This is a genomic window from Paracoccus sp. (in: a-proteobacteria) (genome assembly GCF_030538695.1).
Classification (GTDB): Bacteria; Pseudomonadota; Alphaproteobacteria; order Rhodobacterales; family Rhodobacteraceae; genus Paracoccus.
Genome location: NZ_JAUNTN010000038.1, coordinates 1 through 13,444, shown reverse-complemented (window position 1 = coordinate 13,444; position 13,444 = coordinate 1). Strand labels below are relative to the sequence as shown.

The 13,444-nt window shown below is 60.1% G+C and carries 11 protein-coding genes and 1 pseudogene; all 12 read right to left on the bottom strand.

Annotated features, from left to right (window positions below):
* Positions 1-582: pseudogene (locus Q4G24_RS15870) on the bottom strand (type VI secretion system Vgr family protein); the annotation flags it as partial.
* 112 nt (positions 583-694) lie between these two features.
* Positions 695-1,159, bottom strand: a complete 465-nt coding sequence (locus Q4G24_RS15865; protein ID WP_303367512.1) for a hypothetical protein — start codon at positions 1,157-1,159, stop codon at positions 695-697.
* Positions 1,160-1,170: 11 nt separating this feature from the next.
* On the bottom strand, positions 1,171-3,801 hold the full coding sequence (gene tssH, locus Q4G24_RS15860) for a type VI secretion system ATPase TssH (protein ID WP_303367511.1): 2,631 nt from the start codon (positions 3,799-3,801) through the stop codon (positions 1,171-1,173).
* Positions 3,798-4,769 (bottom strand): type VI secretion system baseplate subunit TssG, encoded by a 972-nt coding sequence (tssG, locus tag Q4G24_RS15855; protein ID WP_303367510.1) that lies wholly within the window; start codon positions 4,767-4,769, stop codon positions 3,798-3,800. Before tssG ends, tssH begins: the two co-directional genes overlap by 4 nt.
* The gene (gene tssF / locus Q4G24_RS15850) at positions 4,766-6,676 is read right to left on the bottom strand and encodes a type VI secretion system baseplate subunit TssF (RefSeq protein WP_303367509.1); all 1,911 of its coding nucleotides are present in this window, start codon (positions 6,674-6,676) and stop codon (positions 4,766-4,768) included. Before tssF ends, tssG begins: the two co-directional genes overlap by 4 nt.
* Positions 6,673-7,197 carry a type VI secretion system baseplate subunit TssE gene (locus tag Q4G24_RS15845; RefSeq protein ID WP_303367508.1) on the bottom strand — a complete coding sequence of 175 codons (525 nt, stop codon included), beginning with the start codon at positions 7,195-7,197 and terminating at the stop codon, positions 6,673-6,675. The genes tssF and Q4G24_RS15845 overlap by 4 nt, the downstream gene beginning before the upstream one ends.
* 182 nt (positions 7,198-7,379) lie before the next feature.
* Positions 7,380-7,877, bottom strand: a complete 498-nt coding sequence (locus Q4G24_RS15840) for a type VI secretion system tube protein Hcp (RefSeq protein WP_303367507.1) — start codon at positions 7,875-7,877, stop codon at positions 7,380-7,382.
* Positions 7,878-7,908: 31 nt separating this feature from the next.
* Positions 7,909-9,399, bottom strand: coding sequence for a type VI secretion system contractile sheath large subunit (gene tssC / locus Q4G24_RS15835; RefSeq protein ID WP_303367506.1), 1,491 nt, complete (start codon positions 9,397-9,399; stop codon positions 7,909-7,911).
* Between the two features lie 2 nt (positions 9,400-9,401).
* A complete protein-coding gene (gene tssB, locus Q4G24_RS15830; protein ID WP_303367505.1) occupies positions 9,402-9,917 on the bottom strand; it encodes a type VI secretion system contractile sheath small subunit in 516 nt (171 codons plus the stop codon).
* 62 nt (positions 9,918-9,979) lie between these two features.
* Positions 9,980-11,257, bottom strand: coding sequence for an ImpA family type VI secretion system protein (locus Q4G24_RS15825; protein WP_303367504.1), 1,278 nt, complete (start codon positions 11,255-11,257; stop codon positions 9,980-9,982).
* The gene (tagH, locus tag Q4G24_RS15820) at positions 11,254-12,432 is read right to left on the bottom strand and encodes a type VI secretion system-associated FHA domain protein TagH (protein ID WP_303367503.1); all 1,179 of its coding nucleotides are present in this window, start codon (positions 12,430-12,432) and stop codon (positions 11,254-11,256) included. Before tagH ends, Q4G24_RS15825 begins: the two co-directional genes overlap by 4 nt.
* A 9-nt stretch (positions 12,433-12,441) precedes the next feature.
* Entirely contained in the window at positions 12,442-13,017 is a 576-nt protein-coding gene (locus tag Q4G24_RS15815; RefSeq protein WP_303367502.1) for a hypothetical protein, read from the bottom strand.
* Positions 13,018-13,444 lie beyond the last annotated feature (427 nt).

The following is a 13,444-nucleotide window of genomic DNA, read 5'->3' as shown; positions in this document are numbered from 1 at the left end:
TGCCGATTTCGGGATGCGCCAGAACATCATCCGTTAGGGTTAATGTGTGGCTGCCCTTATCATGGCGGAAATGAAAGCTGATCCCATGCCGCTCCATCTGGCGGCGCGCAAAGTCGAGGTCGGATTCGCGGTATTGCACGGCATATTCGAGGGTCGGGTAATCCTTTGAAAGCTGAATATCCAGCGCCGGATCGCCGAGATGCGCGTAATCCGACAAGAGTTCCCGCAACATCTGCACCACGGTCTTGTTATGAAATATCCGCTGATTGCGACGCCAAGAGGCCAGCCAAAACCACGGCCTGAGCGTCAGGTCATAACGATGCCCACGCCCGCCCAACGTGCCTGCGTCACGATCCCGTCGAAAGGACGCGGACCATCGGGGCCGTCGATCTCGACCGTCGCATGTGTGCCGATCAGCGCGTCAAAATCGAGGTCATTGCGGGTGGCCAAAGCCTCGACGCGGTATTCGAACAGGTCGTTCAGATAATCGGTGCCGTCGAAGCGCAACAGGGCCAGCGTGTCGGGACCAAGTTCCGTGGTCAGCCGCCCGAGGCGGTCCGTCTGGCGTAAGGGGGCGTTCATAGGGCCTCACAAATAACGAAAAAACCTCAATGTCGAAGAGGCAGCGCTGTGCAGTGACTATCCTCGGCGGCATTCTCGCCCAGATTCGTGCAAAAGACCAGCGCCTTGCTTCTCAGACGCCCGCGACCGCAGCAAAGGCGGATCGTGCAGCTTTTTCAAAACCTTTTCGGATGACCAGTTGCTTGATCATGCTGTCGGTTACACGCTGTGCAACGCTTCGGCCAAGCGCGCTGACGCCGGGTTTGAAATAGCTGAGCCAGACCGCTTCCATTCCCATTGCTGCGGCAAACGACGCGAAAAGATTGCCGGCATAGCTGTTGAAGCTGGGGTCGCGTTCATAAACGAGCGGGTTATGCCGTGCTGACATGGCAACCTCGACCAGCGAGCGGTCTTTCAGCGAATTGAAGGAGGCCGCCGCGGCCAGCCTTTCGCCGATGCTGACTTTTCCGTCGCGATTGCCATCGCGCCCATCATAAAAGGCCGCAATTGCCACCGCATCTCCGCCGATAAAACCAATCATGCCAATGTCACGATTAGCGTAATCTTGCACGATGATCCATTCGAACTTATTCGCCATGATAGCCCCCTTCATGAAAACTGATAGGTGAATGTTCCGTTATCGACGGTGATATTCACATCCTCGATCATATCACCCGAAACCATACGGCCCAAGACCCGCCGCGACAGATCAGGCAGGATCGAATTGGTGATGATATTGTCGATCATCCGACCGCCGCTGTCAGGGTCGCGGCATTGGCTGACGATATGGTCGATCACCGCATCGCCCCAAACCAGTCGGGCACCATGTGATTCCAACATGCGCCGGGCGACAGCACCAAGTTTCAGCTGCGCAATTCCGCCCAGAACTGTGGCCGATAGCGGCACATAAGGAATAGTCACGATCCGCCCAAGCAACGCGGGGGGGAAGGTGCCCAGCAATTCTTCTTTCAATGCAGCCTCAAGGGTTTCTGTATCGGCAATCTCGCCATCGGGTGCCAGAGTCATGATCGTGCCGGTGCCGACATTCGATGTCATCAAAATCAGCGTATTGCGGAAATTGATTGGACGGCCATTTCCGTCCTCCATCCGGCCCTTGTCAAAGACCTGAAAGAACAGTTCATGCACGTCAGGATGGGCTTTCTCCATCTCGTCAAGCAACACAACCGAATAGGGCTTGCGCCGCACGGCCTCGGTCAGACGCCCGCCTTCGCCATAGCCGACATAGCCGGGGGGCGCGCCTTTCAGCAGACTAACGGAATGCGCCTCCTGAAATTCACTCATATTTATGGTGATGACATTCTGTTCACCGCCATAAAGGCTTTCTGCCAGTGCCAGCGCAGTTTCGGTTTTACCGACGCCGGATGGCCCGCACAGCATGAATACGCCGATAGGCTTTTCCGGGTTTGACAGCCCCGCACGGGCGGTTTCGACCCGGCGCGCGATCATCTGCAAACCGGCATCCTGACCGATCACCCGTTCGCGCAGGTGGTCCGCCAGACCCAGCACCGCCTGCAATTTATCGGCCACCATGCGGCCCGCCGGAATGCCGGTCCAGTCGCTGATGACCGAGGCGACGGCCTGTTCATCGACATGCGGCCAGATCATCCGGTCGTCGGCGTGGATCAGGCCAAGCTGATCCATCGCTGCATTCAGTTCAACACGCACGGCATCCGCATCAAAATCTTCTCCCGCCTGTTCGGCCAAGCGCAGACGCAGCGCCAGAATCTGATCGACCAGCGCCTTTTCATCGGCATAGGCACGTTCCAGATCGGCCAGATTGCTGCGCACCCCGGTTAGCCGTTCGTTCAATTCGTCCAAACGGGCAGCGTCAGACGCACCCAGATCAGCCTCGGCCTCTTGCGCGGCGATTTCTGCCTCAAGTGCGGCGATCTGGGCGTTAAGATCGCTGATCCGCGCAGGAATCGAGGACAGGCTGACCGCGACGCGGGCGCAAGCCGTATCCAGCAGCGACACCGCCTTGTCAGGCAATTGTCGGGCGGGCAGATAGCGGGCCGACAGCTTGACCGCCGCCTCGACCGCAGCATCCGAGATACGGACCTTGTGATGCGCCTCCATCGGGCCAAGCAACCCGCGCATCATCGTGCAGGCGACCTCGACCGACGGCTCATCGACGGAAATCGGCTGAAAACGCCGGGTCAGTGCCGGGTCTTTCTCGAAATAATTGCGATATTCGGCCCATGTCGTCGCGCCGATGGTGCGCAGCGTGCCGCGCGCCAGAGCGGGTTTCAGCAGGTTGGCCGCATCGCCGGTGCCCGCAGCGCCACCTGCGCCAATCAGCGTATGCGCCTCGTCGATGAACAGGATGATCGGGGTCGGGCTGGCCTGCACCTCGTCGATGACCGACCGCAGCCGCTGTTCAAATTCGCCCTTCATGCTGGCCCCGGCCTGCATCGCGCCGATGTCCAGCATATGCAGCCGCATCCCCTGCAAGGCGGGCGGCACATCGCCTGCGGCCAGCTTTTGCGCAAAGCCCTCGACTACGGCGGTCTTGCCCACGCCTGCCTCGCCGGTCAGGATCGGGTTGTTCTGCCGCCGTCGCATCAGCACGTCAATGATCTGGCGGATTTCGTCATCGCGACCGCGCACCGGGTCCATCCGACCCTCGGCGGCGTCGGCGGTCATATCGACCGAGAACCGGCCCAAGGCCGTCGCACCCGCTTGCCCCGGCTGCCCTCCCCCGGCGGCCCGCAGGCCCGAGCCGTCCATCGGGCGCATATCCTCCTCATCGGAATCAGCCCAGAGCGTGCGGGCGTCGCGGCCAATCTGATCGGCGGAAAGTTCGGCAAAAACCGGCGAATACTGAATCAGCGCGTGACGCAGCGCGTTATCGTTCAGCAGCGCGACCAGCAGATGGCCGGTGCGGATCTGCGCCTCGGCAAAGAACAGCGAGGCATAGGTCCAGGCATGGTTCAGCGCATCGGCCAGCCGTTCAGAAATGCCGGGGGTTTCGGTGACGTTCTTTTGCAGCACGTCCATCGCCCGGTCCAGATCCTTCAGCACCCGGCCCCGATCCAGCCCCGCCGCGCGCAGGGTCAGCGAAATATCGCAATTCTGGTCCGAAATCGCATGAAACAGCCAATGGCACAGTTCCACGTTTCGATTGCCATCGCCGCGCGCCTGCCGCATGGCCGACAAAAAGGCGTCATAGCCGACGCGGTTCATCTTGCCGGCGAATTTTTCGATGGTGATGGCGGTCATGCGGCCTCTTTCAAGTCTGTGTCGGGCGTCAGGGCAAAGCGGGCGATCTCGACATAGGGCGCGCCCGCCGGGTCAGGATCAGGTTTCAGCGCGGCCAGCCAGCCAAGCGATACGGTCTGCCCAAGCTGGGCGGGCGGAACCTGCGGGCGCGGCAACGTCAGCGCCAGATCGACATCATAGCTGCGGCCCAGATACCAGAACACCAGATCGGCCAGTTGCTGATAACGGTCCTGACCGGGCAGAAAGCTGCGATAGCTGGCGGCGTCTGGCAAGTGCAGGTGGATGCATATCTTTTCGCTGACCGATTGCAGCCGCGCGCCCAGATAGACATTCTGCCCCAGACTGCCGCCCTGACCCAGCCCACAGCGGTCTTCGGTCTCGAACTCAAGCCACATCGGGACGTGTTCCTCGATCTCGACCGACAGGCTGAAATAGCGCGCCAGCATTTGCCGCAGCCGGACACCGCTACGCACCCGCCCGCCAAAGATCGACACCAGCGGCAGCCGTGCAATGTCAGGCATCCGGTCGTGATCGGCAAAGGCGGGCGTGCCGACTCCCGAAATGGCGGCGACATAACCGGCAAAGCGATCCTCGTCGGGGCGGTCGTGCTGGCTGATCGCATGCGCGTCGGACCATGCGCGGAAAAACAACTGATAAAACCGCCCGGCGAAAATATCGGCAAAGCGGACAAAGGCATCCTCGCCCGCCTGCTGCCAGCGCAGGACTTCTTCGGTGGTGTCCAGTGGCAGCGCGCCATGCGGGCCGAAATAGCCCATGAACTGCGCGCGGATGCGGGCGCGACGCTGGCCCAGATCGGCATCCCCCAAATCAGAGGCCGGGAAGGCCAACAGCGGGTCTTGCCCAATCTCTACCAGATCATCGGCCAGCCGGGCCGAGCGTCCGATCCGCGGGCGATCTGCGCCCTCACGTTCCAGCCGCCGCAGCAGGGAAAGGAAGCCCGCGCTCATATCAGCGGCCCTTGCCCCGTGCGCGGCGGCCATGTCTTGATGACGCCGCGCTGCTTGCTGATGACGACCATCTGGCTAAAGCTGTTGATGCTGACATATTCGGCAAGAAATCTGTCCAGCACCGCCGCCAGCAAGATGATGCCGCTGCCCTCGAACGCGGTTTCATCAAAGGTGACAGATATTTCCAGCCCACGCGCCGGAAAGAACCCGTCCGGGCGACGGATCGACCGGGTAACAGGCCGCACCTTCAGCCCGGTAAGACCCGCGATCTGCGTTTCGGTCACGGTGTCAGACAGATCGGCGAACAGGGTCAACATCTCGCGCAGGCTGGCAGCCCCGTCGCGGCCAAAGCGGTCGTCCAGCCCGAAATGGTTCAGCGACAGGTAAGAGATCAACCGCCAATAGACCTGTCCCTGCGTGACCCGATGCGGACCCGCCTGTTCGGTTTCGGTCATCGCCTCACGCGGGGGGGTCGGGCCGTTCACGCAGGCCAGCGACAGGTTAACATCCGACACCATGTTGAAATCATCCGACTGTGCCAAGGGCAGCGCAGCCGGCAGGTGCCGGTTGGAACACAGCGTGCGCACATGCAAACGCCGCGCCCGGCGACCGATGACGTCTTCGGGCGGTTCATAAATCGAGATAAATGTCTCGGTCCCCAGGTAATCGCTGCGCACGCCATTGCGCCGTTCGGATTCCGTCAGCCGCCGGGGTTTGCGGCGGCTGGTGTAATAATAGGTCGAGCGCGGCGCGCTTGCGCCCTGTGGCAAGGCGTAAAGCGGTTCGACCGGCACCTTGTCATGCGCCGCACCATAGCTGGCCGTCACATTCAGAATGCGGTGGATTTCATAATGCGTGATCGGGCTGGAATCCGGTGTGACGACATATTCATGCCGCTGATCGTCCAGCCTGATCTGGTTCGACCCACTCTCGAACAGGTTGATCGCGGGCGCGCAATTCAGGCGAATATCATGTGGCCCGGTCTGCCGCGCCAGATCGTCATTCACATGGTCGAACTCTAGCACAAGCTGCGCCTGCCGCGTGTTGACAAGGCGCAACTGATCGTCGAGGCCGGTCAGGCGAAAGCCCAGAAATTTGCGCGGAAAGGCAAAAAAATCGCGCAGCAGGGAAAAGCCCTCGAACAGGCTGCTTTGCCGGTCGAACAGCAATTCATCGCGGTCGAAACCGATCTGAGCCACCTGTTCCGGCCTTAGCCGCACGAAAACCGGATCGCCATTCGGTTGCAGCCAACGCAGCGATGCACGGGTGGTGTTGCAATGAATTTGCTCATACAGCGCCTGCGCGCGCAGCATATCTCCGGTCAGCCGGAACTCTGGCTGTTGCCCCGCCAAAGCGGCCAGCGGCAGACCGTCAGTTGTCGCCAGATCCAGCACCAGACCGGCGCGCGTGCGCGCATCGGGGTCTTGCCCCAGTCCGGCCAAAGCGGTTGTCCGGTCGTGATAGGTAATCGCGCTGATCGTCAGCGGCAGGACGGTCAAGGGCGCGGCAAGGCTGAAGCGGCAACTGACCTGCTGATCGGCATCACGGAACCGCGCGTCCAGATATTCGCCCCGGCGATAACGGCGCGGCACGCCATCGGGCGGCGGGGCTGCGGGCGGGGGCGCCTGAACGATCATGCAACTGGGGATCGGCGCCAAGGCGTCCGGAAAAATCTGTTCCAGCAACTCATGGGTAAAGCCGCTGAATTCCTCGTCCAGCTTTAACTGAACACGCGCCGCCATAAAGGCTGCGCCTTCCAAAAGCCCGGCGATGGACGGGTCGATATTATCACGCAAGACGCCGCCCAAACGATCGGCCAGCCCCGGAAACTCCTCTGCAAATTCGGCCGAGCGTTCGTATAGAATATCAAGCTCGCGCTCGTAACTGTCACGGAAGGCTTTCCTCATGCGTCACCCTGCGTCCGCCTGATGGCGATCTTTCCAGCGCCGGGGTCGATTTCCGCCAGAAACCTGACCGGAATATCATGCGGGTTGCTAATCATCTCGGCAGTGATGTTAAAAGACAGCCGCTGATCGGCGGTCGGTTCATCGCTGACAGGCACAACATCGATCAAATCGGCGCGCAGACGCGGTTCGGATTGCATCAGCGATTGGCGAATCGCGTCGGCCAGTGCTGCTTGCGTGCGGGTCTGACGCCACAGCGTGTCCATATCCTGAAAACCGTGATTGATGATCGACCGGCTGATGCGCGGATATTCGTCCAGCGCCACACACACATCAAAGCGGATCGTATTCATCAGACTGGCGATATCCTGCGCCAGATTGCGGCGCAAAGCCTCTTCGCTGGCACCTTCCCGACGTTTTTGTCCGATGATTGTCAGGTCAGTCTCGCCACTGGCTTTTTGGCTGTCGCGAACACGGGCATCGCCGCGCGCGGCAGCATCCCGAAACACATGCATCAATGACATTTCTCGCAATCCGCCATAGCGAAGATCGCCAATCTGTCGCGGGCGTGCGGTCCTTTCATTCTGCGAACGTGCCATCAGCTACCAAAAACACAGGTTTCCAACTCATATAAAAACGGGGCCGACACCATCGCGCCGACCCCGCCTGATTATTCGATCCGTAAGACGGGATCAGGACAGGGTGCTTATGCGCCCCATTCCTTGTTCGCAGCGATATCCCAGCCGGCCATCGTTTCGGCACCGGCTGCGCCCGACTCTTCTTGCAGAGTGTAGAGCACTTCGAACTTGCGGAAATTCAGGGTCAGCGTTTCCTGAATACGGTCCAGACCGTCTTTCGCACCACCAGTTGCATAGCTGGTGATCATGATGTTTTCCATCTTGATGCGGAAATATTCGACCGGAGCAGCGCCGCCCGATTTACGGACGATCAGCTCGCCGTTTTCGATGTGCTCACCCGAGGTGCAGCGCTTGATCAGATCGTTGGTGGCCAGATCAACGTATTTGGTCAGGGTGATGTCCTGCACGTTCACTTTGCCACCGCCACCGCCGGCGCCGATGTGAGTGGTGCCCGACTGGGTCAGGCCCCAGTTCCAAGCCAGAACGTCAATCTCGTCGCGGTGGCGATCATCTTGCGATTCGCCTTTGATGTTGTTCGACAGTTTCAGGAAAATATCTACAGCCATGGAAACCTCCGTTTACGGCAGTCGTTAAAACTCATTTGCCCTTTGGCAGCTTGGATACCAGAGACATTCCGACATCCATTCCTTCCAGTTGGAAATGTGGTTTCAAATAAAATTTCCCCAAATAGTAACCGGGGTTTTCCTCATCCTCAACCACTTCGACCCTTGCTCCTGCCAAGGGCTTCTTTGCCTTTTCAGCGTCCTTGGCACTCTCGGGGTTGCCATGGACATACTTGTTTACCCAGGTCTGCAATTCCGTTTGCAATTGCAGTCGGTCAGGATTTTGACCGATTTTATCGCGCACCATACACTTCAGATAGTGACTAAAGCGTGACACAGCGAAAATATAAGGCAGGCGCGCGGACATATTGTCCGATGCGGTTGCCTGTTCGTCCGCAAACTTTTTAGGCCGATAAAGGGTCTGCGCGCCAATAAACGCAGCCTTATCCGTATGTTTGCGATGCACCAGCCCAATCAGCCCGGCCTTGGACAGTTCCGATTCGCGGCGGTCCGTGATCGACACCTCGGTCGGGCATTTCATATCCTTGCTGCCGTCGCCGGTGTCGAAATTATGCGTCGGCAAGTCCAAAACCTCGCCGCCGGATTGCACGCCGCGAATTTGAACGGTCCAGCCATGTTCCTTATGGGCACGGTTGATATTCACCGCCATTGCATGGGCTGCATTCATCCACGCGTATTTATTTCCGGCGTGCCCATCGGTTTCTTCTTCAAAGTTGAACTCCTCAACCATGGAAGACGAATTCTGCCCATAGGGTTCGCGCGCCAATGCACGCGGTGCAACCAGCGCCAGATAGCGCGAGTTTTCCGAATCACGCAGACCATTCCATGCGGCATAATCCGGCGTGTCGAAAATTTCTGACAAATCGGGCGGGGTGGACAGTTCGGTCCAGCTATCCATGCCCAGCAATTCCGGCGCAGCGGCCGAAATGAACGGCGCGTGTGCCGCAGCCGCGACCTTGCCAATATCGCGCAGCAGCCCGACGTCGGCATTACTGTGATCGAAGTAGAAATCGCCGATCAGCGCGCCAAAGGGCTTGCCACCTAACGTGCCAAATTCGGCCTCGTAGATCACCTTGTTCAGCGGTGACTTATCCCATTTCGCCCCCGGATAGCGGCGCATCATCTGCTGAAGCTCTTGCTTCGAGATGTTCATCACCTTGACCCGCAGCGAGGCGTCGGTTTCCGAGTTGTTCACCGTATAGGCCAGCCCGCGCCACGACGATTCGAGTTTCTGGAACTCTTCGTTGTGGATGACCTCGTTCAGTTGTTCGGTCAGCTTCTGGTCCAGCTTCGACAGCATCGCGTCGATGGTGTCGATCACGTCCTCGGCGATCAGGGTCTGATCGTCCAGCGCCTCGCGGACCAGCGCGACGACAGCATTATCAACCTCTTGCGCGGCGACATCGGTGCGCGGCTTGATCGTCTGGCGCAGAATATCGGAAAACTCATCCAGTTCGGCAAGCTGGCCCGCGCCTGCGATCTCGGCCTGTTTGTTCTGCGCCATGATCAGCCTTCCTCCTGTGGGGTTTTGTCGGCTTCACGTTCAGCCAGCGCGGCCATCAGTTCGGGATCGTTCAGCAGTTTGCGAATCTGATCCTGCGCCTTGGGTTTCGAGTTCATATAGCGTTGCAGATTGGCCAGATGCTGCCGCGCCTCAAGCAGCTTTTTCAGCGCAGGGATCTGCCGGGCGACCGCCGCCGGGTTGAAATCGTCCATGCTTTCGAAATGCAGGCTGACGCCAAGCCGACCATCCTCGCCCATCTTGTTCTCGACATTGAAGGACAGGCCGGGCGCGATGCTTTTCATGTAATCGTCCAGCGAAGACGCGGTCACATCGACAAAATCGCGCTCTTCAAGCTCGGGCTTGTCCACCTCAGAGGCGTTCCCCGACAGGTCGGACATCACGCCCATGACAAAGGGCAGTTCGACCATCTTTTCCGATTCGTAAGGGTCTTCGTAGGAAATATTCACCCGCGGCGGGCGGTTACGTTTGATAAAATCCGTCGACTTGTCTGATGCCATCGTTCAAATCCTTTGATCGGGTATTAAAAAGCCCAGTCTCACGCGAGTGTCAACGCAAAGTATTAACGGTTTCCTTCGGAAGATACCAGCAATTCGGCTACAATGGCGTCAAATCGCTTGTCCAGCAGCCCCCTTGCCCGGACCAGAAGCAGCGGCACCGGACTGGCCGGTTCAAACCGGCCGAAATACTGCTCGACGCCCAGCAATACAGAGATCAGCCCTGCACGGTCCGTAATCTTTGGCGGCATCACCGGGGGGCTGTCGCCATTCGCGTTATCAAGACTGGCCTTGGTCAGCTGTCGCAGCCGGTCCATCGACAAGCTGAAGGCGCTGCCCTGTCCGATTTTCAGCACGACGGACCCCGCTTGATCCGGCATCAAAGCCTCGATCGCCTCGACCAGCGGCACGCCGACCAGCAGCCGGGCCTGTGCCACCAGCAGCAAGGCAGGCGAGGATGGCTCGATCCGCGCCAGCCAGCCTTGTGCTGCATCCAGCGCCGCTGCGGCGGCCGCGCGATCCGGGATCGGATGCGCCGGGGCGGACCCGGTTACAGCAGGCGGACTGTCAGGGACAAGTGGCGACGCCTCGGTCTCGGACGGGCGTTCAGACCAGCCCGCAAGTTCGGGGCGTGATGCCGAGATCATCGTCTGAATATCGGTCACAACCTGTCGCACGGCGCCCAGATCAGCACGATTGCGCGTCAGCTCTTGCAGGCGGAACAACGCCCCTGCCAGTTCGGTCAGCACGTCCTGAACCCGGCTTAATGCAGATTGGTTGCCGGGGTTGCGCAGCGCCTCGGCCACATCTACGCCCGGCAAACCGTCTTCGGACAGGCGCGCCACCGCGTTGCCGTTGGCCACCAGATAACGGCGCAGCGATATGTCCGAATCGGGCAGCAGATGCAGGTGCATCAAGGGCATCACCACCACGGTTTGCCCGTTCAAAGCCTCGATCGCGCTGCGCCGTTCTGCACCGCCGGGGTGAACCAGATCAGGCCATTGTGCCAGCATATCGGCCATAACAGTCACCGAGGCCGCGAAATCCGCCAGCCGCCCGGCCAATATCTGGAACCGCGCCAGCAGCGAGACCAGCCGCAGGTCGCGCGAACGGGCCAGCAGGGCCATGATCTGTTTTTGCTCGCTCTGGAGATCGACAGATCGCGGATCGAACAAACGATCCTCGCGCCCGTCGGCACTTGATCCGGGGATGAAATATCGCTCGGGCAGGCGGCTTTCGGCCTCGTAATAATAGTCCAGAAAGGCCGCGTCGTCGCTTGCCTCCAGATCAGGGCCGCAAGGCTCATCAGTCGAAACGGGCTGTAACAGGTCAGTCAGTGTCATGCCTTGTCCTTTGCCGGGTCAGATGCGGGCCGTGCCGCCGCGGTCTGATCCGCGGCGCGATAGGCCTCTGCGAACAGGCGGATAAACTCGTCCAGAATGCCGTTCTCGCCCGACGCCCGCGCATCCCAGCGGGAAACATAGCTGTCCCATGCTTTGGCTTTGCGATTGCCGGTCAATCCGCCGTTGCCCGCTTCGGCAGCGATCCGGTCGGGTTCCATATCCTGTATCAGTCCGATCAGCGCCGGTTGCAGTGCCGCGAACAACGCCGCCTGATGTCGCCGCAGATCACCCAGTGCCAGATCAAAGCCTGCCGCCCCGGTCAGGAAACCGGCGCGGGGGCGCAGAAACAACGCCTCCAGCGCCTGCGTGCTGTCGGGCAGAAACTTCAGCGGATTGTTGTCGCTGGCTCCGCGCATCGTCCGTTCGCCCGCGCGGGTAAAATGCCGCGCGGCTGATCTATCTTGCAGTGCTTGCATCAACTGCTGCGCCGTGACCCGCAGCGCCGCGCCAACGGCTCGGCCCAACGCCTCGGTGTCAGAAGGCAGATTGTGGTCCAGCCCCGCGCCTTCGCAAAAACCGCGCAGGAACGGCGCATCGTCCAGAACCGGAGCAGGCGGAATTGCCTGCACGGGTTCAGCCTCGGTCGTGGGGGGCGGGGCGGCAGGAGGGGCGCTGTCAGGCAATGCAATGAAATCATCTGCGAAATCAGCGTGCCGGGCCGCAATTCCAACCGGGTAAGGATCAATCGGCGGGGCGTCGAACCCGCCGATTGCCCAAGGGTCATCCTGCGCAATCTCATCAACGACCCGCTTGACCTGATGTTCAGGCAGCGAGGCGGGCGACAGTGCCGGTTCTTGCGCCCGGTCAAAAATCGCCACGATCAGGTAATGCCCGACCTCGAAATGATCGCCATGTCGCAGGGCATGGGGGCCGCTTAGCCGGTGTTCCTGTCCTTGCAAATAGGTGCCATTGGTGGACAGGTCGCGCAGCCACCATGTCTGGCCGTCAAAAGTCACATCGAAATGATGCCCCGAAATATAGCGGCTGGCATCCGGCAGCACCCACCCCATTCCGGCCGCCCGGCCAACCTGAAGCCCCGAGACAGGCACCTCGACGCTGATCGGGCCACCGTCGTCCAGAGTATGAAAGTTCTCGATCTGAAGCGTCAGGGTCATGCCGCCGCCTTACACCCGATAAAGCGCCTGCGCCATGTCCAGAATCCGGGCAAGGTAAACGGACCGCCTGTTCATCGGCACCCGCGCCAGACAGGACAAAACCGCGCTGTTGATCGCCACAGGGGTCTTGTGGACAGGGGCGGGTTCAGAATCATTTGGCGCAGGACCGCCTGTTGACCAGCCCACCGCCAACGCCAACAGCACCGAAGGCCCCCGCACCGGCGCCCAAAGCGCATCGCGCATCAGATCATGGCGCGTCCGCACCGTCGGATGGGCCAGCCATGCTGCCACCTGCTGCATCATCTGCCGTTCTTGCGGTTGCAAATGATCCGCCATCAAGCGCAGGCATTCATAGGCCCAGCCGGTCGCGTCAGTCGGAACGGCGGCAAAGGCGGTATAAGTCACGGCTTCTTCGGGGGTTGTGGAGGACCTTAACCGGCCAAGAAAAGCCAGCGCATCTTCGTGCTGAAAAGGCCGCAGCTTGACCAGATCCGCCAACACCGGGAGTTCTGCAAAGTGCTGCTCTGGCCCGCCAGCTCGCAAACTGCGCCGCGGACGCTGCGTGGTGATGTCGGTATCAGCCATTCCTACCCCTCGGCAATGCACGGCGTGACTATCGAAAATGATGAGCATAAGGGCAAGTCTTGTTCGGGATTGGATCAGGGTGCATCGGCTTTTGCAGGTTTGCAGGGCCGCGCTTTTTCAGGGTTGGCGGTGCGGTAAGGACTTGAGTTTTTCAGGCTCAGGCTCAGGCTCAGGCCCTGCCGGCCTCAAGGTCCAAGGATGCTTCAGCCCCGTGAAGAGACTGATCGCTGGACAACCTTTTCTGGCTAGCGGATACTCAAATAGAGTATTTCCGTCCGTTTTCCAAAGAGCTAAGGCAAGCTGCGGGTCAATGGTCGCCGTGTCCTGAGCGGGATAGTATTCATCAAACACAATAAGTTACGATAGAATGAAGCGCCTCGCCGTGCGATGCGACACGCCCGACGATGCGTTTCGTGCCGGTGAAGTC

Excerpts from the sequence above, each read along its gene's own strand:
- Q4G24_RS15865 (WP_303367512.1), bottom strand. The coding sequence starts at position 1,159 with ATGGCGAATAAGTTCGAATGGATCATCGTGCAAGATTACGCTAATCGT.
- tssH (WP_303367511.1), bottom strand. The coding sequence starts at position 3,801 with ATGACCGCCATCACCATCGAAAAATTCGCCGGCAAGATGAACCGCGTC.
- tssG (WP_303367510.1), bottom strand. The coding sequence starts at position 4,769 with ATGAGCGCGGGCTTCCTTTCCCTGCTGCGGCGGCTGGAACGTGAGGGC.
- tssF (WP_303367509.1), bottom strand. The coding sequence starts at position 6,676 with ATGAGGAAAGCCTTCCGTGACAGTTACGAGCGCGAGCTTGATATTCTA.
- Q4G24_RS15845 (WP_303367508.1), bottom strand. The coding sequence starts at position 7,197 with ATGTCATTGATGCATGTGTTTCGGGATGCTGCCGCGCGCGGCGATGCC.
- Q4G24_RS15840 (WP_303367507.1), bottom strand. The coding sequence starts at position 7,877 with ATGGCTGTAGATATTTTCCTGAAACTGTCGAACAACATCAAAGGCGAA.
- tssC (WP_303367506.1), bottom strand. The coding sequence starts at position 9,399 with ATGGCGCAGAACAAACAGGCCGAGATCGCAGGCGCGGGCCAGCTTGCC.
- tssB (WP_303367505.1), bottom strand. The coding sequence starts at position 9,917 with ATGGCATCAGACAAGTCGACGGATTTTATCAAACGTAACCGCCCGCCG.
- Q4G24_RS15825 (WP_303367504.1), bottom strand. The coding sequence starts at position 11,257 with ATGACACTGACTGACCTGTTACAGCCCGTTTCGACTGATGAGCCTTGC.
- tagH (WP_303367503.1), bottom strand. The coding sequence starts at position 12,432 with ATGACCCTGACGCTTCAGATCGAGAACTTTCATACTCTGGACGACGGT.
- Q4G24_RS15815 (WP_303367502.1), bottom strand. The coding sequence starts at position 13,017 with ATGGCTGATACCGACATCACCACGCAGCGTCCGCGGCGCAGTTTGCGA.